The sequence below is a fragment of the Pseudomonas sp. AIG genome (assembly GCF_977020205.1).
The window spans coordinates 1-19470 of sequence record NZ_CDROCK010000049.1 but is presented as its reverse complement, the minus strand read 5'-3'; the positions used below and the strand labels follow the sequence as shown (position 1 = coordinate 19470).

18 protein-coding genes are annotated in these 19470 nt (G+C 59.4%); 6 read left to right on the top strand and 12 right to left on the bottom strand.

Going from position 1 to position 19470, the window contains the following annotated elements:
* Nucleotides 1–62: 62 nt before the first annotated feature.
* The gene (gene uvrA, locus ACWR1S_RS23875) at nt 63–2897 is read right to left on the bottom strand and encodes an excinuclease ABC subunit UvrA (RefSeq protein WP_454565239.1); all 2835 of its coding nucleotides are present in this window, start codon (nt 2895–2897) and stop codon (nt 63–65) included.
* A gap of 191 nt (nt 2898–3088) precedes the next feature.
* On the opposite strand from uvrA, the gene ACWR1S_RS23870 reads away from it, so the two are divergent.
* From ACWR1S_RS23870 to ACWR1S_RS23860, 3 genes are all read left to right on the top strand, one after another.
* Nucleotides 3089–4486 carry an MFS transporter gene (locus tag ACWR1S_RS23870; protein ID WP_397484301.1) on the top strand — a complete coding sequence of 466 codons (1398 nt, stop codon included), beginning with the start codon at nt 3089–3091 and terminating at the stop codon, nt 4484–4486.
* A gap of 9 nt (nt 4487–4495) precedes the next feature.
* On the top strand, nt 4496–5020 hold the full coding sequence (locus ACWR1S_RS23865) for a single-stranded DNA-binding protein (RefSeq protein WP_008081898.1): 525 nt from the start codon (nt 4496–4498) through the stop codon (nt 5018–5020).
* Between the two features lie 246 nt (nt 5021–5266).
* Nucleotides 5267–6472 carry an acyltransferase family protein gene (locus ACWR1S_RS23860; RefSeq protein WP_454565238.1) on the top strand — a complete coding sequence of 402 codons (1206 nt, stop codon included), beginning with the start codon at nt 5267–5269 and terminating at the stop codon, nt 6470–6472.
* 77 nt (nt 6473–6549) lie between these two features.
* Here the strand turns inward: ACWR1S_RS23860 and ACWR1S_RS23855 are convergent, their stop codons facing one another.
* From ACWR1S_RS23855 to ACWR1S_RS23825, 7 genes are all read right to left on the bottom strand, one after another.
* On the bottom strand, nt 6550–7707 hold the full coding sequence (locus tag ACWR1S_RS23855; protein WP_454565237.1) for a glutathionylspermidine synthase family protein: 1158 nt from the start codon (nt 7705–7707) through the stop codon (nt 6550–6552).
* Nucleotides 7708–7709: 2 nt separating this feature from the next.
* Nucleotides 7710–8411, bottom strand: a complete 702-nt coding sequence (locus ACWR1S_RS23850) for a DUF1190 domain-containing protein (protein WP_454565236.1) — start codon at nt 8409–8411, stop codon at nt 7710–7712.
* Nucleotides 8412–8428: 17 nt separating this feature from the next.
* Entirely contained in the window at nt 8429–8854 is a 426-nt protein-coding gene (locus tag ACWR1S_RS23845; protein ID WP_016983572.1) for a DUF350 domain-containing protein, read from the bottom strand.
* Between the two features lie 15 nt (nt 8855–8869).
* Complete coding sequence (locus ACWR1S_RS23840) at nt 8870–9520, bottom strand: DUF2491 family protein (protein ID WP_242206875.1); 651 nt, start codon at nt 9518–9520, stop codon at nt 8870–8872.
* A 212-nt stretch (nt 9521–9732) separates the two neighbouring features.
* On the bottom strand, nt 9733–10431 hold the full coding sequence (locus ACWR1S_RS23835; RefSeq protein ID WP_016983574.1) for a PspA/IM30 family protein: 699 nt from the start codon (nt 10429–10431) through the stop codon (nt 9733–9735).
* 17 nt (nt 10432–10448) lie between these two features.
* A complete protein-coding gene (locus tag ACWR1S_RS23830) occupies nt 10449–11030 on the bottom strand; it encodes a YjfI family protein (RefSeq protein WP_253756885.1) in 582 nt (193 codons plus the stop codon).
* A 232-nt stretch (nt 11031–11262) separates the two neighbouring features.
* A complete protein-coding gene (locus ACWR1S_RS23825; RefSeq protein ID WP_454565235.1) occupies nt 11263–11817 on the bottom strand; it encodes a cysteine hydrolase family protein in 555 nt (184 codons plus the stop codon).
* A gap of 101 nt (nt 11818–11918) precedes the next feature.
* Here ACWR1S_RS23825 and ACWR1S_RS23820 point away from each other — a divergent pair, with 101 nt between their 5' ends.
* From ACWR1S_RS23820 to ACWR1S_RS23810, 3 genes are all read left to right on the top strand, one after another.
* Nucleotides 11919–12920 carry a GlxA family transcriptional regulator gene (locus ACWR1S_RS23820; protein ID WP_454565234.1) on the top strand — a complete coding sequence of 334 codons (1002 nt, stop codon included), beginning with the start codon at nt 11919–11921 and terminating at the stop codon, nt 12918–12920.
* A gap of 280 nt (nt 12921–13200) precedes the next feature.
* Nucleotides 13201–14310, top strand: a complete 1110-nt coding sequence (locus tag ACWR1S_RS23815) for a DUF3182 family protein (RefSeq protein ID WP_454565233.1) — start codon at nt 13201–13203, stop codon at nt 14308–14310.
* Entirely contained in the window at nt 14300–15058 is a 759-nt protein-coding gene (locus ACWR1S_RS23810) for an alpha/beta hydrolase family protein (protein ID WP_454565232.1), read from the top strand. Before ACWR1S_RS23815 ends, ACWR1S_RS23810 begins: the two co-directional genes overlap by 11 nt.
* A 114-nt stretch (nt 15059–15172) precedes the next feature.
* On the opposite strand, the gene ACWR1S_RS23805 is transcribed toward ACWR1S_RS23810, so the two are convergent.
* The 4 genes from ACWR1S_RS23805 to ACWR1S_RS23790 are packed head-to-tail and all read right to left on the bottom strand — an operon-like array spanning nt 15173 to nt 19147.
* Nucleotides 15173–16159, bottom strand: coding sequence for a lysylphosphatidylglycerol synthase domain-containing protein (locus tag ACWR1S_RS23805; protein WP_454565231.1), 987 nt, complete (start codon nt 16157–16159; stop codon nt 15173–15175).
* On the bottom strand, nt 16156–17430 hold the full coding sequence (gene clsB, locus ACWR1S_RS23800; RefSeq protein ID WP_454565230.1) for a cardiolipin synthase ClsB: 1275 nt from the start codon (nt 17428–17430) through the stop codon (nt 16156–16158). Before clsB ends, ACWR1S_RS23805 begins: the two co-directional genes overlap by 4 nt.
* Complete coding sequence (locus ACWR1S_RS23795; protein ID WP_454565229.1) at nt 17427–18224, bottom strand: endonuclease/exonuclease/phosphatase family protein; 798 nt, start codon at nt 18222–18224, stop codon at nt 17427–17429. The genes clsB and ACWR1S_RS23795 overlap by 4 nt, the downstream gene beginning before the upstream one ends.
* A complete protein-coding gene (locus tag ACWR1S_RS23790; RefSeq protein ID WP_454565228.1) occupies nt 18221–19147 on the bottom strand; it encodes a DUF72 domain-containing protein in 927 nt (308 codons plus the stop codon). The genes ACWR1S_RS23795 and ACWR1S_RS23790 overlap by 4 nt, the downstream gene beginning before the upstream one ends.
* Between the last annotated feature and the right edge of the window lie 323 nt (nt 19148–19470).

The window sequence follows — 19470 nt, the reverse complement described above, 5'->3', positions numbered from 1 at the left end:
TGTAGAGACAAAAAAAGCCCCTGTCACTGTTGAGGTGACAGGGGCTTTTTCATGCCTGACGTTTAGGCCCGATCGCGGATCAACAACGGCTTGAGGTAATGGCCTGTGTGAGATTGCTTCATCTCGGCCACATCCTCAGGGGTGCCAGTGGCAATGATCTGCCCACCTTTTGAACCGCCCTCCGGCCCGAGATCGACCAGCCAGTCGGCCGTCTTGATCACGTCGAGGTTGTGTTCGATCACCACCACGGTGTTGCCGTGGTCGCGCAGACGATGCAGCACGTCGAGCAATTGCTGAATATCCGCGAAGTGCAAACCGGTGGTCGGCTCATCGAGGATGTACAGGGTTTTGCCGGTGTCACGTTTGGACAGCTCGCGAGACAGCTTGACCCGCTGCGCCTCACCACCGGACAAGGTGGTCGCTGATTGACCGAGCTTGATGTACGACAGGCCGACATCCATCAGGGTCTGCAGTTTGCGCGCCAGCGCCGGCACCGCATCGAAGAACTCCCTGGCTTCCTCAATGGTCATCTCGAGGGTTTCGTGGATGCTCTTGCCCTTGTATTTGATCTCAAGGGTTTCGCGGTTGTAGCGCTTGCTCTTGCATACGTCGCACGGCACGTAGATGTCCGGCAGGAAGTGCATTTCCACCTTGATCAGGCCATCGCCCTGGCAGGCTTCGCAGCGACCGCCCTTGACGTTGAACGAGAAACGCCCCGGGCCATAACCACGGGAGCGAGATTCGGGCACACCGGCGAACAGTTCACGGATCGGTGTAAACAGCCCGGTGTACGTCGCCGGGTTGGAGCGCGGGGTACGGCCGATCGGGCTCTGGTCGATATCGACGACTTTGTCGAGATGCTCAAGGCCTTTGATGCTGTCGTGCGCTGCCGCTTCCAGGGTGGTCGCACCATTGAGCGCCGTGGCGCTCAGCGGGAACAGTGTGTTGTTGATCAGTGTCGATTTGCCCGAACCGGACACGCCGGTCACGCAAGTCAGCAGCCCGATCGGGATATCCAGATCGACATTGCGCAGGTTATTGCCGCGCGCGCCTTTGAGCGAAAGATTCAACTTCTTGTTGCGCGGAGTGCGTTTGGCCGGTACTTCAATCTTCACCCGGCCCGACAGGTATTTACCGGTCAGGGAATCCGGGTGCGCCATGACCTCGGCCGGCGTACCTTCGGCAACGATCTGGCCGCCGTGCACGCCTGCGCCCGGGCCGATATCCACCACGTAGTCAGCCAGGCGAATCAAGTCCTCGTCGTGTTCGACCACGATTACCGTGTTGCCGATATCGCGCAGGTGCTTGAGCGTGCCAAGCAGCCGATCGTTATCACGCTGGTGCAAGCCAATGGACGGTTCGTCGAGGATGTACAAAACGCCCACCAGGCCAGCGCCTATCTGGCTGGCCAGACGAATCCGCTGCGCCTCGCCACCGGACAGCGTGTCAGCGCTGCGATCCAGCGACAGATAGTCGAGACCGACGTTGACGAGGAACTGCAGACGCTCGCGAATTTCCTTGAGGATCTTGTCAGCAATCTCGCCACGGCGGCCGGTCATCTTCAACTGGCCGAAGTATTCGCACGCATCGCCGATCGGCAGGTTGGTAACGGCAGGCAGAGTCTTCTCGCCGACCCACACATGTCGTGCCTCGCGACGCAGACGTGTGCCACGGCAGTCCGGGCAGGACTGAGTGCTGAGGAACTTGGCCAGCTCTTCGCGAACGCTCGCCGACTCGGTCTCGCGATAGCGACGCTCAAGGTTGGGCACGATGCCTTCGAACGGGTGCGAGCGTTTGACGATGTCGCCACGATCGTTCAGGTATTTGAAATCGACGTTCTGCGAGCCGCTGCCGTGCAGGATGGATTTCTGCTGATCGGCCGGCAGTTCGTTGAACGGCACTTCCAGACTGAAACCATAGTGCGAAGCCAGTGAACCGAGCATCTGGAAGTAATAGACGTTGCGCCGGTCCCAGCCGCGAATGGCACCTTCGGCCAGCGTCAGCTCACCGTTGACCAGTCGCTTGATGTCGAAGAACTGCTTCACCCCCAGGCCATCGCAAGTCGGGCAGGCGCCGGCCGGGTTGTTGAAGGAGAACAGCTTCGGTTCCAGTTCGCTGATTGCGTGACCGCAGATCGGGCAGGCGAAGCGTGCTGAGAAGATCATCTCCTCGCCCGGCTCATCGTCCATCGGCGCAACCAGGGCAATGCCGTCCGCCAGTTTCAGCGCAGTCTCGAAAGACTCGGCCAGACGTTGCTGCAGATCGGCGCGCACCTTGAAACGGTCGACGATCACGTCAATCGAATGCTTCTTCTGTTTATCCAGTTTCGGCAGTTCGTCGAGCTCACAGATGCGGCCATTGACCCGGGCGCGAACGAAGCCTTGGGCACGCAGCTCTTCGAAGACCGAAAGATGTTCACCTTTACGCTCGCGGATCACCGGGGCGAGCAACATCAGCTTGCTGCCTTCCGGTTGCGCCAGGACCAGATCGACCATCTGGCTGACGGTCTGCGCCTCCAGTGGAATATCGTGATCCGGGCAGCGCGGCGTGCCGACGCGAGCATAGAGCAGACGCAGGTAGTCGTAGATTTCGGTGATGGTGCCGACCGTGGAGCGCGGGTTGTGCGAGGTCGACTTCTGTTCGATGGAGATCGCCGGCGACAGGCCTTCGATGGTGTCGACGTCGGGTTTTTCCATCATCGACAGGAACTGGCGTGCGTAGGCTGACAGCGATTCGACATAGCGGCGCTGACCTTCGGCGTACAGCGTGTCGAAAGCCAGGGACGACTTGCCGGATCCGGACAAGCCGGTGATGACGATCAGCTTGTCCCGTGGCAGGGTCAGGTCGATGTTCTTCAGGTTGTGGGTACGGGCCCCACGTATCAGGATCTTGTCCAAAGTGGCCTCGCTCGGCGGGCGTCGAAAACGTAGGAGTATACGGGCAAATACTGGATGGATGCACACTATCAAACGAAGGGATTTTTACCCTGGATGAAGAGAGTTTCATCTATACGCGTCAAAGCGTCGCGATCTACCCCGTCTTCCGATGGGACTGGTAGAATCGCCGCCGGTTCACACGAGGTTTTTCCATGCACGATCCCCACAGCGAACGCATGAGTGGCAGCGAGACCCGCGCGGCGAGCGGTCTGGCCCTGGTGTTCGCCTTCCGTATGCTGGGCATGTTTATGGTGTTGCCGGTACTGGCGACCTACGGCATGGATCTGGCAGGCGCGACCCCGGCGCTGATCGGGTTGGCAATCGGCGCTTACGGCTTGACCCAAGCGATTTTCCAGATTCCGTTCGGAATCATTTCCGACCGCATTGGCCGTCGTCCGGTGATTTACCTCGGACTGATCGTCTTCGCCCTTGGCAGCGTGCTGGCCTCTCAGGCGGACTCGATCTGGGGTGTTATCGCCGGGCGGATCCTGCAAGGTGCCGGGGCCATTTCCGCAGCGGTCATGGCGCTACTTTCCGACCTCACCCGCGAACAGCATCGCACCAAAGCGATGGCCATGATCGGGATGACGATCGGTCTGTCGTTTGCCGTGGCCATGGTCGTCGGGCCGCTGCTGACCCGTGCTTTCGGTCTTTCTGGATTGTTTCTCGCCACCGGCGGCATGGCATTGGTGGGGATCGTGATCGTGATGTTCATGGTGCCCAAGTCCACTGGACCGCTGACTCACCGCGAGTCCGGCGTGGCGCGTCAGGCCTTGATGCCGACGCTCAAGCATCCAGACCTGCTGCGCCTCGATCTGGGCATCTTTGTGTTACATGCCATGTTGATGTCGAGCTTCGTCGCGTTGCCCCTGGCTCTGGTGGAAAAAGCCGGCTTGCCCAAGGAACAGCACTGGTGGGTCTATCTCACTGCGTTGCTGATTTCGTTCTTCGCCATGATCCCGTTCATCATCTATGGCGAGAAGAAACGCAAAATGAAACGAGTTTTGCTCGGCGCGGTCCTGACGCTGATGCTGACTGAGCTATTCTTCTGGCAGTTCGGCGATAGCTTGCGGGCTCTGGTGATCGGTACGGTGGTGTTCTTTACCGCGTTCAATCTGCTGGAGGCTTCATTACCGTCGCTGATCAGCAAGGTTTCACCGGCAGGCGGGAAGGGCACGGCCATGGGCGTGTATTCCACCAGCCAGTTCCTCGGTTCGGCACTCGGCGGCATACTCGGCGGCTGGTTGTTTCAGCATGGCGGTCTGTCGGTTGTGTTCCTTGGATGTGCCGGGCTGGCTGCACTTTGGTTGGCCTTTGCTGTTACCATGCGTGAACCTCCCTACGTGACGAGCCTGCGCTTGCCGTTGTCGCCCGAGGCGATCCGCGAAGCGGGTCTGGTCGAGCGCCTCAAGGCCCTCGTAGGGGTAACCGATGCAGTGATAGTTGCTGACGAAGCGGCTGTTTACATCAAACTGGACAAAGAATTAGTGGATCGCGACACCCTCGAACGCCTGGTGAACAACCCGGCCGGGGCTGCTTGCGAAGCCTAGGAGAACGTTATGGCCCGTGGGGTTAACAAAGTCATATTGGTCGGCACTTGCGGCCAGGATCCCGAAGTTCGCTACCTGCCTAACGGTAACGCCGTGACCAACCTGAGTCTGGCCACCAGCGAACAATGGACCGACAAGCAAACCGGTCAGAAGGTCGAGAAGACCGAGTGGCACCGTGTTTCGATGTTCGGCAAGGTTGCCGAAATCGCCGGCGAATACCTGCGCAAGGGTTCGCAGGTTTACATCGAAGGCAAGCTGCAGACCCGCGAGTGGGAAAAAGACGGTATCAAGCGTTACACCACTGAAATCGTGGTCGACATGCAAGGCACCATGCAACTGCTCGGCGGCCGTCCTCAACAGGGCGACCAACAAGGCGGTGGCAACAACTACCAGCAGTCGGCCCCGGCTCCACGCCAGCAGGCGCCGCGTCCGCAGCAGTCGGCTCCGCAGCAGCGTTCGGCCCCGGCTCCACAGCAGGCCGCACCGCAACCGGCTCCGGATTTCGACAGCTTCGATGACGACATCCCGTTCTGATTTGTCCCTGAACCATCACCTGGTTTAGGCTCGAAACCCCCGCATTGCGGGGGTTTCGTCGTTTTGGCGAAACATAAAGCGAATCTTCGCGCTGCAGCGCGTGCCGGTAAAGTTTGCCGAAGACTCTTGAACGCCATCGCAAGCCATTCCATGATCGGCGCCGGCGGCTGGAGAACCGGCCGATCTTCTCAGTAACAGATTGCGCGACGATCAGCGCCTGTTCACTCACAAAAACAAGAGAAACCGATGAGCAGTAGTAAAAACAAGGAAATTGAGTTTCTGCGAGGAGTGGCCATTCTCATGACCATCTTTGCCCATCTCCCTCAGTTGCTGCCGTTCTTCGGTCTGTACCTGTTGAAGGTGTTCAATGTGTATGCACCATGGACCGGCGTTGATCTGTTTTTCTGTATTTCCGGTTTCGTCGTCAGCAAGGCGTATCTCGATTACTTCGATAAAAACCGCGAGCAGAACCGCTTTGGCCTTGCGGCAACCTCCTTCTGGATCCGGCGTGCCTACCGTCTGTTGCCGACAGCCTGGCTGTGGGTGTTGATACCGCTGGCGTTCTCGATCTTTTTCAACCAGTCGAATGCGTTCCAGTCCTGGTACGAGAACTTGCGCAGTTTCACCGCCGTGGCGACATTCTCCGGCAACCTGGCGAATCAGTACGGTGTGCTGTTGGGGCCGAACTCGGTGTATTGGAGCCTGGCGCTGGAAGAGCAGTTCTACTTCATCTTTCCGTTGTTCCTGCTGCTGGTGACGTCGCCCCGCTGGCGCGTGATGATTCTGATCGTGCTGATCGCGGCGCAATTTCCGTTCAATCGCGATACCTTCGCCGCCCCTCCCGCGCCGATGCTTTTCTCGTTCCGCCTGGACGCGATGATGTGGGGAATTCTGCTTTGCCTGTTCACCCGCACCTCGTTGTACAAGGATATTGAGCCTGTCGGGCTTGGCGGCAGCAGGTTCAAGCGGCTGGCCATCACGTTGTTCCTTCTGTACATGATGGGTGCGATCGCCGGTCAGATGATCATGGCGCCGATTGCCGTTGGTCTGATCGCGATCACGGCGTTGATCATTGTCTGGCTCGCCAGCTATCAGAAGGGCTACATCTACTGCCCGGCGCTGCTCAATGGTCTTTTCCAGTGGCTCGGTTCGCGCTCTTACGCGTTATACGTCGTGCACATCTTTGCCTACCATCTGAGCACCGAGATCTGGACGCGCATTGCCGCCAGCAGAGACGTGGAGCTGGGCGCTGCCTTCACGGTGGAGCTGCTGCTGACCTCGCTGGTGATCATGGTCGTGTGCAGTGAACTCAATTTCCGCTTCGTCGAAACGCCATTGCGGCGCCGTGGGGCAGAGATCGCCCGGCGCAGAATGGCTGGCGTCGGCGTGGCTGAAACGGCACGGGAAAAGCCAGCCGTGGAAACGCCGGCCCGCTCGGTGGACATTGCCTAACCTGAGGCAAAAACGAAAAAACCGCAGCGCGCAAACGCTGCGGTTTTTTATTGCCGGGCAGGCATCTGTCGAGCAAGTCAGTCGAGGATCAGGTGCGGCAGGAAGCGGCTCGAATCCTTGGTGATCAGACTGTTGTCTTCCCGCACCCCAATCCCTGCAGCCTGATCGCCGATCACCCAAGAGCCAATGAGCGTGTAGCTGTCGCCAAACTTTGGCAGCGGCGCAAATTCCTGCAGGATAAACGGCGCATCAGTGTAGGGGCCGTCCTCTTTGACGGTCAGGCCGTCAGCCGTTTGCAGCTCAATGTTGGCGCCTTCCCGGGAAAAGTACGGCTTGCGTACCCAACCCTTGGGCACTGCGCTGGCCGGATTCGGGTCGAGATGGGCCGCCAGCAGATTCGGATGGCCCTTGTGCAACTCCCACAACAACGGCAACGCGCCCTTGTTCGACAGAATCGCCTTCCACGCCGGTTCGAAAAACTGCGTATCGCACTCGGCAATCGCCGCGCCGAAAGGCTCGTGGAAGATGAATTCCCAGGCATGCAGCTTGAACAGGTGCGGGATCCAGCGATCTTCCAGGTCGACGAAACGCCCTTCAGCCGTCAAACCGATGTCTTCAATATCGATGTGCCGTGATTCGATGCCGACCTTCTCGGCGATCAACCGCAGGTAATCCGTGGTGCCCTTGTCTTCAACCGAATCTTTCATCGAGGCGAAGTAGAACGGCCGCTTCAGCTGTAACTCGGCGAAGGCCTTATGCAGCTGGGTGTCGATGCTGTTGAACTGGTCGGCACGACGCGGCAGCGTGCCACGCTCGATGCACTGCTCCAGCCAGCCCCACTGGAACGCCGCCGCTTCATAAAGACTGGTTGGTGTGTCGTAGTTGAGCTCCAACAGTTTTGCCGGGCCGTTGCCGCTGTAGGAAAAGTCCATGCGCCCGTACAGATGCGGATGACCTTCGCGCCAGGACGTGCGGATCATGTCGTAGTACGGCGCCGGGATGCTCAAGCGATCCAGCAGCTCTTCACTGTTGACCACGCGGTCGACCAGGTCCATGCACATCTCGTGCAGTTCGGTGGTCGGGTCCTCAAGATCGTTTTCGATTTGCGCGAGCGTGAACTGGTAGTAGGCGCTTTCGTCCCAGTACGGTTCATCGTCGATGGTGTGGAACATGAAGCCGAGGCTTTCTGCGGTCTGTTTCCAGTCCGGCCGCTCGGCGCAGAGGATCTTCTTCATCGTCAGCTGCTCGAACGACCGGAACTGCTGCCCCAACCACCCCAGCCGCTACGTGCGCTCGACTGGCTGCCGAAACCGCCGCGTGAAGTCGAGGAGGCAACGTTGACCGATTTGCTTTTGCTGCTCTCGTAATCGGGTTGGCTGCGCGTCGTGGTTTCGGTTCTGCGGTACTGCGTCGAGGTGTTGTACGGCTGGCGCGTTTCGCGATCGCGGTAAACCGTGCGTTCGGCGTTGTTGCTCATGGCGTTGCCGATCAGCCAACCGGTCAGCCAGCCATTTCCGCCACCGCCGCCGCCACCACTGCTGGAGACGTGCGAGGTGCTTTGCACATTCTGCGCCGTTGCATTACCAGCGGGCATTTGGGCATTGGCGATGGCGTCGAGGTTTTGCGCCGGCTCTCCTTCCTGCGGCACTTTGAAGCCGCCAAGTTTCGGCACGAAGCGGCCGGCGGAATTCTTCTGACACCAATCGGCGGCAAAGTCCGCATCGCACTTGGCCTTGTCGTCGTACACCGGGGCGATGCGCCGGTGTTCGGTCAGGGCGGCGACGTAGGCGTTGGAGCAGACATCGACAGCCACTTCGGCGTCGACGCACTGTTCCACGTTCTGGAAATTGCGCGGTTGATCCGCGGCTGTCACTTGGCCGGAAATGGCCATGGCCACCGAGGCAGCGAGGGACAACTGAACGTATTTACTGCGTTTCATCTAAGGCTTCCTGCCGATCAGTTGGACGGTGTCATGCACGCGGCGTTGAGCATGCCGACGCTGATCGCGACCGCCGCAACGTAGATGCCAGAGGCGATTTCACCGTTGGCAATGCGCTGGGACGTGCCTTTGAGCACCAGGCCCGTGGCGAGAAACGCCAGCAGTTGCACGACGGCGGCAATCACTGCCCACAGTACGAAGTCGAGGACGTTCACCGAAAACGCAATCACGTTACTGGCCGGAATCGCGAAGCCGATGATCGCGCCGGCCAAGGCGATGGCGGCGGCTACGTTGCCGGAGCGAATCAGCTCGAATTCCTTGTGCGGCGTGATGCGCGTGTAGACGAATTGAAACAGCATGAACAGCAGCACGGCGCCGATGAGGTAGACGACGAAACCGACCAGCGCGGTTTTGTTCAGGGAAACGGCCAGCACTTCCAGCATGAAAAACTTCCTTTTTTAAATGGTGCTCAGATCTGTCGTGTACAGCGAGATGCCGAGCGAGGTGCTCAGGCTGACGGTGCCTTCTTCGTCCTGTTCGACGGAGAACAGCAGCAATTCGCGGCGATCGGTCAGGCCGGTCTCGCGTGCATAAAGCATGGAGTGATGTTCGATGGTGTAGCTCTCGTCCGGATTGACCACCTGTTCGGTCATCGGCACCAGTTCGGTCTGGCCTTGCTCAGTGCCCCACTCGCGGGTGTATTCGACACCTTCGTGGGTGTAGGTCGGCAGACCGATCGAGCTATTGGGGCCGGCCAGGCGCTGCAGTTCGGCGTCACTGTTGACGGTCACGTAACTGAGGTAGTTGAACAGGGTGACCGATTCTATCTGATCGTCACCGGTGACGTGGATCTGCAGCCAGAAATCCTCGTCATTCATGTAATAGCGGTGCAGTTTGTTCGACTGGCCGAGGTCGACCCAACCGTGGCTCCAGATCGCCTGGTCAAAGGGCACGCGCACCGTGGTCGAACCGTCGAGCAACAGCGCCAGCGTCGTATCGAACCTGACAGCCTTGCCCTGAGCCATGCCGAGTGGGCCACTGGCAACGGTCGGTGTTGGCGCAGCGGTCTGCCAGTTGCTGGTGCCCAGCAAGTCTTTAAACCATCCCATGGGTACGTTCCTTGAAGCGGGTGGAAGTGTTCGTCGGCGAAAAAAACGTCGCTAGTGTACCGGGCGAACCGGTGAACGAGCAGAAGGATTTTTACGCCACAAACCATGTGGGAGCGAGCTTGCTCGCGAAGAGGGCGTACCAGTCAACATTGATGTCGACTGATACGACGCTTTCGCGAGCAGGCTCGCTCCCACAGTTTTTTTGCCCAGCGTTACTGCGAGGACTTTTGCTTCAGACGCTCAAGAATCGCGTTGGCGCTGCCTTCGTTCGGCGTAATGCCGGCGTCGCGCAGTTTGCGTTCCAGGTCGTTGCCGGTCGAGGCGTCAGCCAGCTCGTCCGCAGCGCTGAGTTCAGCCGCGCGTTGCTGCTGCTTGGCTTGCAGGCGGTTCAACGTACCGACGGCGGTTTCCAGTTTGCCATTGGCGCCGCCGCTGGCGATGGAAGCGCTGACCTGGGCTTTCTGCACGCTTTCACGGGCCTTGGCCATGTCCACTTGCTGGCGCAGGCTCTTGATCCGCGACTCGGCTTTGCTGATGTCTTTGCGCATGTTTTCGGCGTAGGTGCCGAATTCGTCGCTCTGCTTTTTCTCAACATCCAGCTCGTTGGTCAGGGTCGAAATCGCTTCGGCCACTTCCAGCGCCAGGTCTTCACGGCCGGCATTCAGCGCCGAGACGGCTTTGGCTTCAAGATCCTTGATCTTGGCGTCGTACTCGCTCACGCGGTCGGCGGCCAGTTTGTGCTTGGCCATGATGGTGACCAGTTCGCGACGGGCGTTCGACAGCGCGCTGTCGGCATCGCGAATTTCCTGGTCGAGGATGCGCAGGGCCTGTTGGTCAGCGATCGCTTCGCCGACTTCATTGGCGCCGCCGCGCAGTGCGGTGAACAACTTGCTCCAGATGGACTGAGTCATTGGATATTCCCTGTTGATTACTTGAAGAAGTGTTCGAAGGCTTCGCTTGCGCGCTGCACGTTGTCGACCAGGGTTTTCACCTCGGTTACCACGTTGGTCAGGCTCGAGTCGGCGCTGAGGGCGCCAAACATGTTGTAAACGGTCTGCCCGTTCGGCATCGACTCGATACCGATCGACGACAGAGGGAACATTTCCCGGCTGCGCAGCACGGCATCGTTGAAGGCGCGCACGTCGCTGATCGAATCGATGTCCACCAGCACGGTGTCGACGATGATCTGCTGGCCGGCCAGGGCGATGTGAATCGGCAGACCGCCGAATTCGTTCATTTCCAGCTTGATGCTGGGTTCGGAGCTCTGGATCAGCGACAGCGTAATCTCTTGCGAAGCCACCTCGTCCAGGGCCTTGAGGGCGTTGAAGAGGCTATCGATGGTCCAGTTGTTGCCTGCGCTCATGTAATTCTCCGACATGAAAGAGCCAGCCAGAATCGGTTGGCGTAGCTGTTGCTCCATTTGCTTGAGCAAGCTTCGGTTTTCGGGAAGCACCCAAGTTTCGTGTTTCACATAACCGGCAGCGGCCAGGCCCGCGCGCATTTGCTTCATATAGAAGCTCGACGGTTTTTTCGCCGACGGTTTCGCGCGCTCTCCCTTCGGGCTCTCTGATTTCGCTGTGGGGGAACGGGTTTTCATGGCAATGGCTCGGTTATGAACATCTCACGCGTGAGCCACACTACAACCAATTCAAAATGCCATCAATGGCTCACGCGTGAGATTTTTATGACAGACGAAAAAAGGCCCGCAACAGGGCGGGCCGGTTATTTTTGCAAAATATGACTCAGCGATTGGCGGCGAGGAATTCGTCGGTGGAGACCACACTGGCGTAGGCGAATCCCAGCGCCGACATGAAGGCGGCGTGGACGTGGGCCGCCGGCACCGTAAGACCATTGAAGTCAAGATCGCGGCTGGCGCAGGCATCATGAATCACCGTGACGGTATAGCCCAAATCCGCCGCCGCACGGGTAATGCCATCAACACACATGTGGCTCATGCTGCCGACGACTACCACTTCCTTGATGCCTTGTTCATCAAGGATCGCTTGCAGTTCGGTTTCGCGGAACGAGTTGACGAAATGCTTGAGCACTACCGGTTCATCGGCGCGATTCAACACCTTCGGATGCAGCTTGGCACCGTCCGATCCCGGGGCGAAAAACGGCGCATCCGCTGAGGTGAACTCATGACGAATGTGCACCACCGAATCGCCGGCCTCGCGGAACGCAGCGATCAGCCGGGCGGCGTTGTCGGCGGCGGCGTCGGCACCTGCCAGCGGCCACTTGCCTTGGGGGAAGTAGTCGTTCTGGATATCGACTACGATGAGCGCTTGCTTGGCCATGGGTGTGTCCTCGATGTATTGGCTGGAAGTGGCTTCAGTATTGGCGCTGACCAGCGATTCGGGGATTGGCCGCACCGACAATAGACAGGGGAAAACTGACAATGGGCGCAGAAAGGGCCGCTTTTGCTGAACTGGGCGTGTTGATTTACCCCGGTGCGCAAATGGCGGCGGTGCATGGTCTGACGGATCTGTTCGCGGTGGCCAACCGGATTGCCGCCGAGCATCAGGCTGCGCAATTGCCGGTGCTGCGCGTGAGTCATTGGCAGGTCGAAGGTGATCAGCCGCCGACGCGCACTTACGCCAGTCATGCGGGTGACGACAGCGCTTTGCTGGCGGTGCTGATTCCGCCATCGATCGGCGGGTTTTCGGCGGCGCAAATGCCGGTCAGTCTGGCGCAATGGTTGCGCGATCAGCATGCGCACGGGGCGACGCTGGGCGGGGTTTGCGTAGGCTCGCTGATGTTGGCTGAAAGCGGTCTGCTCGACGGCCGTAGCGCCACTACCCATTGGACTTCGGCCAAGGCCTTTGCCGAGCGTTATCCGACGATCAAACTCAAGGCGGATACCCCGATTGTCGACGACGGCGACTTGATCACCACGGCCGGATTGATGGCTTGGTCGGAACTGGGATTACGCCTGGTCGACAGGTTGCTCGGGCCGAGCATTGCCACCGGCACCGCGCGATTTCTGGTGATAGAGCACAGTGACAGCGCCAGTGAGTGCGGCAGCAACTTTGCGCCGATTCTCGGTCATGGCGATGCGGCGATTCTCAAGGTGCAGCACTGGCTGCAAAGCACCGGTGCGGCGGATGTTTCGCTGACGGCGATGGCGGAGCGGGCCGGGTTGGAGGAACGCACCTTTCTGCGGCGGTTCCGCGCGGCGAGCGGGTTGAAACCGACCGAGTACTGCCAACATCTGCGGGTGGGCAAGGCGCGGGAAATGCTCGAATTCAGCAATGGCACGATAGATCACATTGCGTGGACGGTAGGCTATCAGGATCCGGGCGCATTTCGCGCGATCTTCAAGAGGATCACCGGGCTGGCGCCGAGTGATTATCGGGCGCGGTTTGGTGTGTCCCCGATCCCGAAAGCAACGAACATCTAATGTAGGAGTGAGCCTGCTCGCGATAGCAATCTGTCAGAAAACCGTGAGGTGACTGAACCACCGCTATCGCGAGCAGGCTCACTCCTACAAGAGACCGCACAAGGTTCGGGATCGTGCAATTTGACGGGGTTTTGCGCGCTGTCGTGCAGATTGAAACAGGCGTGGTGCCAGCACGTTTCTGGCAAGTTTCTGATTTTCAGAGTTTTTTTGTGGGGCGGCCGTTGGCCTGATCTCTGCACCTCTCACCGCTACAGTCATCGAACCGATGGAAGGGGGACGCATGACCCCGACACCTCGCAAGAAAATCGTCGTCGCCCATTCGGTGCGCGCCGACGCGCCGCAACATGAAGTACAGACCAACAAGGCGCTGGCACGATGGCTGGCGCAGATTCTCGGATGCAAATTCGGCGGCAGTTACGATCCGGACAAACATCGCGGCCGTGATCTGTATCTGCTACCGACGCAAACCATTGTCGGCACTGCCTGCGCTCATCAACTCGGTATCACAGGCCCTGACGATTTGTGGGGTGGCTTTGTCGAGCACGATTTCATCTGCACCAAAGCCATCAGCCACGGTTTGCGCAGTCATCTGGCCTACGCGCCGCCAGGCTGGTCGCCATTATTTTCCGAGCAAACGCGCGATGTGGTGCTCGACGGTCTCAGCGTGTTTGCGTTGGAAGATGCACGACCCGCTGCCGAACACTTGCTGTACGGCGGTCCGATACGCCTGAAGCCGGTTCACGCTTGCGCCGGTCGTGGCCAGGAAGTGATCAAAAGCCTCGACGCCTTCGACGAAATCCTTGCCCGCCCTGACATTGAAAAGCAGTTCAGCGAGGGGGTTGTGCTGGAACAGGACCTGAGCGATGTCATCACCCACAGCGTCGGCCAGTCGTTCATCGGCGATAAAGTACTGAGTTACTGCGGTGATCAATACTTGACCAAGGATGCTCACGGCGAAGAGGTTTATGGCGGCTCGAATCTGCTGGTGGTGCAGGGGGGGTATGACGAACTGCTGACGCTGGACCTTCCCGACGATGTGCGTCTGGCCATTGAGCAGGCGCAGGTTTTTGACAGTGCGGCGAACGAAGCCTATCCGCGTTTTTACGCTTCGCGACGCAATTACGACATCGCCCAGGGCCTGGACAGCAACGGTAAATCCCGCAGCGGTGTACTCGAACAATCGTGGCGTATGGGCGGCGCCAGCAGCGCTGAGGTCGCGGCACTGCAAAGTTTCGTCAACGATCCGGGTATGCGCGCGATTCGTGTGTCTTCGGTGGAAACCTACATCGATCAGCCGCTGCCGGCGGACGCCATCGAGGTCTATCGCGGCCCGGCTGAGAACAGCGAATTTCTCCTCAAATACGTAACGGTCAAATCCTATGACGGCTAGAAGCGAAAGCATTCAAATCGACATTGATGATGAACAGATGAGCGGGACATTTCTCAGTCCCAAATCGAAAGTCCCGGGGGTGTTGTTTGTGCACGGTTGGGGCGGCAGTCAGGAACGGGACCTTGAACGCGCCAAAGGCATCGCCGGTCTCGGCTGTGTGTGCCTGACCTTCGACTTGCGCGGACACACCGGCGGTACCGGCATCCCGCTGACTCGCGTCACCCGCGAAGACAACCTGCGTGATTTGCTTGCGGCGTATGACCGCTTGCTCGCGCATCCGGCGCTCGACACCTCGGCGATCGCCGTGGTCGGCACCAGTTATGGCGGTTATCTGGCTTCGATCCTGACTTCGCTGCGCCCGGTGCGCTGGCTGGCGTTGCGCGTGCCGGCACTGTATCGCGATGAGCAATGGCACACGCCCAAACGGGATCTCGATAAAGCGGATTTGCGTGATTACCGCAGCACGCTGGTGCGCGCAGACACCAATCGAGCGCTGCATGCCTGTTCGCAATTCACTGGCGATGTGTTGCTGGTGGAATCGGAAACCGATGACTACGTGCCCCACGCGGCGATCATGAGTTACCGCGCGGCGTGCCAGCAGACCCATTCACTGACGCACAGGATTATCGACGGCGCCGATCATGCGCTGAGCGAGCCGGTGTCGCAGCAGGCGTATACCTCGATTCTGGTGGACTGGATTACCGAGATGGTCGTCGGTGAGCGGTTGAGCATCATTCAATCGGCTTGATCTTTCAGTGTTCTTTCGGACGCCTTCGCGAGCAAGCTCGCTCCCACAGGGGATCGCGTTTCAAATGTGGGAGCGAGCTTGCTCGCGAAGAGGCCATCCACTTCATCCAAAAAATCAGGAAGGTTTCTTCTCGATCCGCAGCGCCTTCGCCTTGGCTTCAACCACCAGATACATCACCACCGTAATCAACAACGGCAACAGAAAATAAATCGCCCGATACGCCAGCAACCCCGCCACCAGACTGCCGCGCGAAGCCTCGTGTTGCAGCAGTGCCACGAACACCGCCTCCAACACCCCAAGCCCGGCCGGAATGTGCGTAATGACCCCGGCAATCGCACTGATCAACAATACGCCCAGCACCAACGGATAATCGAGTTTGCTCGGCAGCAAAGTGAAAATCACCGCCGCCATCAGCGACCAGTTCAACGCGCCCAGCAGCAGTTGCAGGACCGCCATGCGCAACGACGGCAGATTGATTTCCACCCCGCGAATCGACCATTCGCGGCGCTTGGAAAACTGGCACGCCGCGAGATAGCCGGCGCTGATCAGTAATAACAAAACACCAATGCCTTGCAGCGCATCGCTGCTGACTTTCCAGCCCGGCGGCATGCTCACCAGTCCGCTGCTGAACACCGCACCGGCGATGGTCATGTAGCCGAACCAGTTGGTCGCCAGGCTCAAACCGAGAATCTTCGCGATGTTGCTTTTGCTCACCCCAAGGCGCGAATACAGCCGATAACGCATGGCGATGCCGCCCACCCACGCGCTGAGATTCAGGTTGAACGCATAGCTGATGATGCCCACCGGCAGAATCTGTTTCCAGGTCAGGTCCTGACGAATGTAGGTGCGGCCGATCAGGTCGAAACTGGCGTATACCAGAAAGCTCAGCAGGGTCAGACTGGCGGCGATGATCAGTGTCCGCACCTTGAAGTCGGCGAGGGTTTGCAGCACTTCAGCCCATTCGATGCGCGTGGCGAACATTGTCAGCAACACGATCAGGGCAAGGAAAAACAGCAGGGTCAGCGGGCGTTTCCAGCGACTCCATTTCGACTGAGTCGCTGGTGCCGAATGACTGCCCGGATGCGCTTCGGAATGATTCATGAGTGATCACCTCGAAATGGCTTGAGCCGCGGTTTATGCGCTGGCAACCATCCGGCCATCGCCGGGAAATGCCGCAGAAAGTGGAACACCAGAAACCCCACGGTCATGTGCCAGATGCGTCCACGCGGGGACTTGCTGGCATCCATGGCTTTGCAATGGTTTTGACTGAGGTCTTCGAGGCGTTCGAACAGATGCTGATTAAAGGCACGGTCGCGGATCAGCACGTTGGCTTCCAGGTTCAGCGACAGACTCAGCGGGTCGAGATTGCTTGAGCCGACCGTGCTCCACTCTTCGTCGACCAGCGCGACTTTGCCGTGCAGCGGGCGCTGGCAATATTCGTGAATCTGCACACCGGCCTTGAGCAGGTAGTCGTAAGTCATGCGTGCCGCCAGTTTGGCCACCAGCATGTCCGGTTGACCTTGTAGAATCAGGCGCACCTCGACCCCGCGCCGCGCCGCGTTGCGGATCTCACGCAGCAAGCGGTAACCGGGAAAAAAGTAGGCGTTGGCGATCACGACCCGGCGTTTGGCACGGCGCAGTACCTGCAAATACACATCTTCAATATCGCAGTGGTGCTGGTCGTTATCACGGAACACCAGACGCACCTGACCGTCGTGGTCATCGAAAGCCATCTCCGCGCGACGCTGGCGCCGACGTTGCCACCAGAACCGCGCACGGCCCGGCCGACCACTTTGCAGCAGGGCGAAATGATGGATGTCGGCGACTGCCGGCCCCTGCACTTGCACCGAATAATCCTGCTTGGCTTCAGGGCCGAAATCAGCCAGATGATCGCCGGAAAAATTGATCCCGCCGATGAACGCGACCATGCCGTCGACCACGACGATTTTGCGGTGCAAGCGGCGGAACCAGTTGGTACGAATGCCGAGGCGTTTCGGCGCCGGGTCGAAGATTTGCAGATGCACGCCGGCTTCGCTCAGTGCGGTGAGATAGCCGGTGGTCAACTCGCCGCAACCAAAGCCGTCGAGGCTGACGGTGGTGCGCACACCGCGCCGGGCAGCGTCGATCAGAATCTCCTGTAACTCGGCACCGACCTTGTCCTCGAAAACGATAAAGGTCTCGAGGAGGATTTCACTCTTCGCCGCCCGCATCGCTTCGAACACGCGGGGGAAATACTCCTCACCATTTTCCAGCAACTCGACGCGATTATTGCCCTGCCAGCGGTACTCGACATCAACGTGGCCGGGCTCGCGTATCGGCGGGTTGATGGCGATCGGTTCCACGGCGGATTTCTCCAGCGGCGCGCTGCTCATAGTTCGATCTCCACCGATAACGGGACATGGTCGGAAAGGTGCGACCAGGGTCGGTTCGCCAGGACTTTCGGCTGGCTGGCCTTGAGGTTGCGCACGTAAATACGATCAAGCCGCAGCGTCGGCAGGCGCGCCGGAAAACTGCGCGCCGGTTTGCCCTGCTGCTCGGCAAATACTTCGCGCAGGCCACAGGGTTTGAGTTGGGCATCGGCGCGCTGGCGCCAATCGTTGAAATCGCCGGCGACGATCACCGGCGCATCGTCGGGCAATTGCGCCAAGCGTTGCATGAGCAGATCCAGCTGAGCGTTACGATGACTTTCGCGCAGGCCCAGATGCACGCAGATCGCATGCACTTCGGTACCGTCACCGGGCAGACGCAGCACGCAATGCAGAAGGCCGCGGTTCTCGTGGCCGTTGATCGACACGTCGAGGTTGTCGTGACGGATGATCTGGAATTTCGACAGCAACGCGTTGCCGTGATCGCCTTCCGGGTACACGGCGTTGCGCCCGTAGGCGAATTGCGGCCAGAGGCTGTCGGCGAGGAATTCGTATTGCGGCATCGTCGGCCAATTGCTGTAGTGCTTGGGATGGTGCTCGTGGGTGCCGTGGACTTCCTGCAGAAACACCACGTCGGCGGCAACGCTGCGCACCGCTTCGCGCAGTTCCGGCAGGATGAAGCGTCGATTGAGCGCGGTGAAACCCTTGTGGGTATTGACCGTCAGCACGGTGAACGTGCGCACTGACGGCGCGACCACGCAGCCTTCATCGGTGAAACCGACCGGTTCTGGAATGCTCATGGCAACACTCCTTCGCCAGCGGGTTCGCCGGGGGTGGTGGCGAGGTCTTTATCCAATTCGAAACGATGCAGCAGATCACGGGCGTCGTACGGCGCGCGGACTTTGATGTCGTTGTCGAAATAGCAGAACACTTCGCGGGATTTGCGTGCGCGTGGCTTCAAGCGTGGCGCGATCAGATGGGCATCTTTTGGTTGCTCGCCGTGGTGCCAGGCGTCGATGCGTTCGGCCCAGCGCTTGAGCGCTGGCGCGGTGTAGCCGCTGGCATAGAGTTCTTCGGCGCCGTGCAGGCGCAGGTAGACAAAGTCGCTGGTGAGGTCTTCGCGGTACGGCCATTTATCGGCGGTGTCGGCGATCACCAGTGCGGTGTTGTAGCGCTTCAATAGCCGCACAAAGTCGGGATCAAGGAAGCTGTCGTTGCGGATTTCCACAGCGTGGCGCAGCGGTTTTTTACGCCAGGCTTTCAGGCTCGCGTGGCCGTGCAGGTGGGCATCGTGCTTGTGGGCGAGGGTGGCGGCGGCTTCGGTGTCGTGGGGCAGTAGCGCGAGGAAATGTTCGAAGCGCTCAGGCTCGAATTTGAAGTTGGGCGGAAATTGCCAAAGGATCGGACCCAGTTTTTCCTTGAGCTCCAGAACCCCCGAGGCGAAGAAGTTCGCCAGCGGTTTTTCGATCTCGCGCAAGCGGCGGATATGGGTGATAAAACGCGGGGCTTTGACGCTGAAAACGAAGTCATCGGGGGTTTCGGCGTACCACTGCGCATAGCGTTCTGGCCGTTGCAGGGCGTAGAACGATCCATTGATTTCGATGCTGTTGACCGCCCGCGAGGCGAACTGCAATTCGCGCTTCTGCGCCAGTCCCTTGGGGTAGAAGTCCCCGCGCCACGGTTCGTAGCGCCAGCCGGAAATACCGATATGAATCGTTGCCATGCCGCCCTCCCGTCGAAAGTCCTCGTGTTGCCGCTGTCTTTTGATGACTGCGGGCGGTTCGGGAAAGTTTCGATGGCGTTACGGACGGTCACGTCCAAGGCAAAGATCAAAAGCCCGCCCCCTCACCCCAACCCTCTCCCCCAAGGGGGCGAGGGGGAAGGGAGCAGATCTTCAGGGTTTTCAGGATTTGAGTTCGACTCCGGACTTGCAAGTCGGTGCACTTCTCGCAGGCAACTCGGTCAGCTCCCTCTCACGCTGGGAGACGGCGAGGGGGAGGGGAGCTGATCTTCAGGGTTTTCAGGATTTGAGTTCGACTCAGGACT

Coding starts and splice junctions, on each gene's coding strand:
- ACWR1S_RS23870 (WP_397484301.1), top strand. CDS start 3,089: ATGCACGATCCCCACAGCGAACGCATGAGTGGCAGCGAGACCCGCGCG.
- ACWR1S_RS23865 (WP_008081898.1), top strand. CDS start 4,496: ATGGCCCGTGGGGTTAACAAAGTCATATTGGTCGGCACTTGCGGCCAG.
- ACWR1S_RS23860 (WP_454565238.1), top strand. CDS start 5,267: ATGAGCAGTAGTAAAAACAAGGAAATTGAGTTTCTGCGAGGAGTGGCC.
- ACWR1S_RS23855 (WP_454565237.1), bottom strand. CDS start 7,707: ATGAAGAAGATCCTCTGCGCCGAGCGGCCGGACTGGAAACAGACCGCA.
- ACWR1S_RS23850 (WP_454565236.1), bottom strand. CDS start 8,411: ATGAAACGCAGTAAATACGTTCAGTTGTCCCTCGCTGCCTCGGTGGCC.
- ACWR1S_RS23845 (WP_016983572.1), bottom strand. CDS start 8,854: ATGCTGGAAGTGCTGGCCGTTTCCCTGAACAAAACCGCGCTGGTCGGT.
- ACWR1S_RS23840 (WP_242206875.1), bottom strand. CDS start 9,520: ATGGGATGGTTTAAAGACTTGCTGGGCACCAGCAACTGGCAGACCGCT.
- ACWR1S_RS23835 (WP_016983574.1), bottom strand. CDS start 10,431: ATGACTCAGTCCATCTGGAGCAAGTTGTTCACCGCACTGCGCGGCGGC.
- ACWR1S_RS23830 (WP_253756885.1), bottom strand. CDS start 11,030: ATGAAGCAAATGCGCGCGGGCCTGGCCGCTGCCGGTTATGTGAAACAC.
- ACWR1S_RS23825 (WP_454565235.1), bottom strand. CDS start 11,817: ATGGCCAAGCAAGCGCTCATCGTAGTCGATATCCAGAACGACTACTTC.
- ACWR1S_RS23820 (WP_454565234.1), top strand. CDS start 11,919: ATGGGCGCAGAAAGGGCCGCTTTTGCTGAACTGGGCGTGTTGATTTAC.
- ACWR1S_RS23815 (WP_454565233.1), top strand. CDS start 13,201: ATGACCCCGACACCTCGCAAGAAAATCGTCGTCGCCCATTCGGTGCGC.
- ACWR1S_RS23810 (WP_454565232.1), top strand. CDS start 14,300: ATGACGGCTAGAAGCGAAAGCATTCAAATCGACATTGATGATGAACAG.
- ACWR1S_RS23805 (WP_454565231.1), bottom strand. CDS start 16,159: ATGAATCATTCCGAAGCGCATCCGGGCAGTCATTCGGCACCAGCGACT.
- clsB (WP_454565230.1), bottom strand. CDS start 17,430: ATGAGCAGCGCGCCGCTGGAGAAATCCGCCGTGGAACCGATCGCCATC.
- ACWR1S_RS23795 (WP_454565229.1), bottom strand. CDS start 18,224: ATGAGCATTCCAGAACCGGTCGGTTTCACCGATGAAGGCTGCGTGGTC.
- ACWR1S_RS23790 (WP_454565228.1), bottom strand. CDS start 19,147: ATGGCAACGATTCATATCGGTATTTCCGGCTGGCGCTACGAACCGTGG.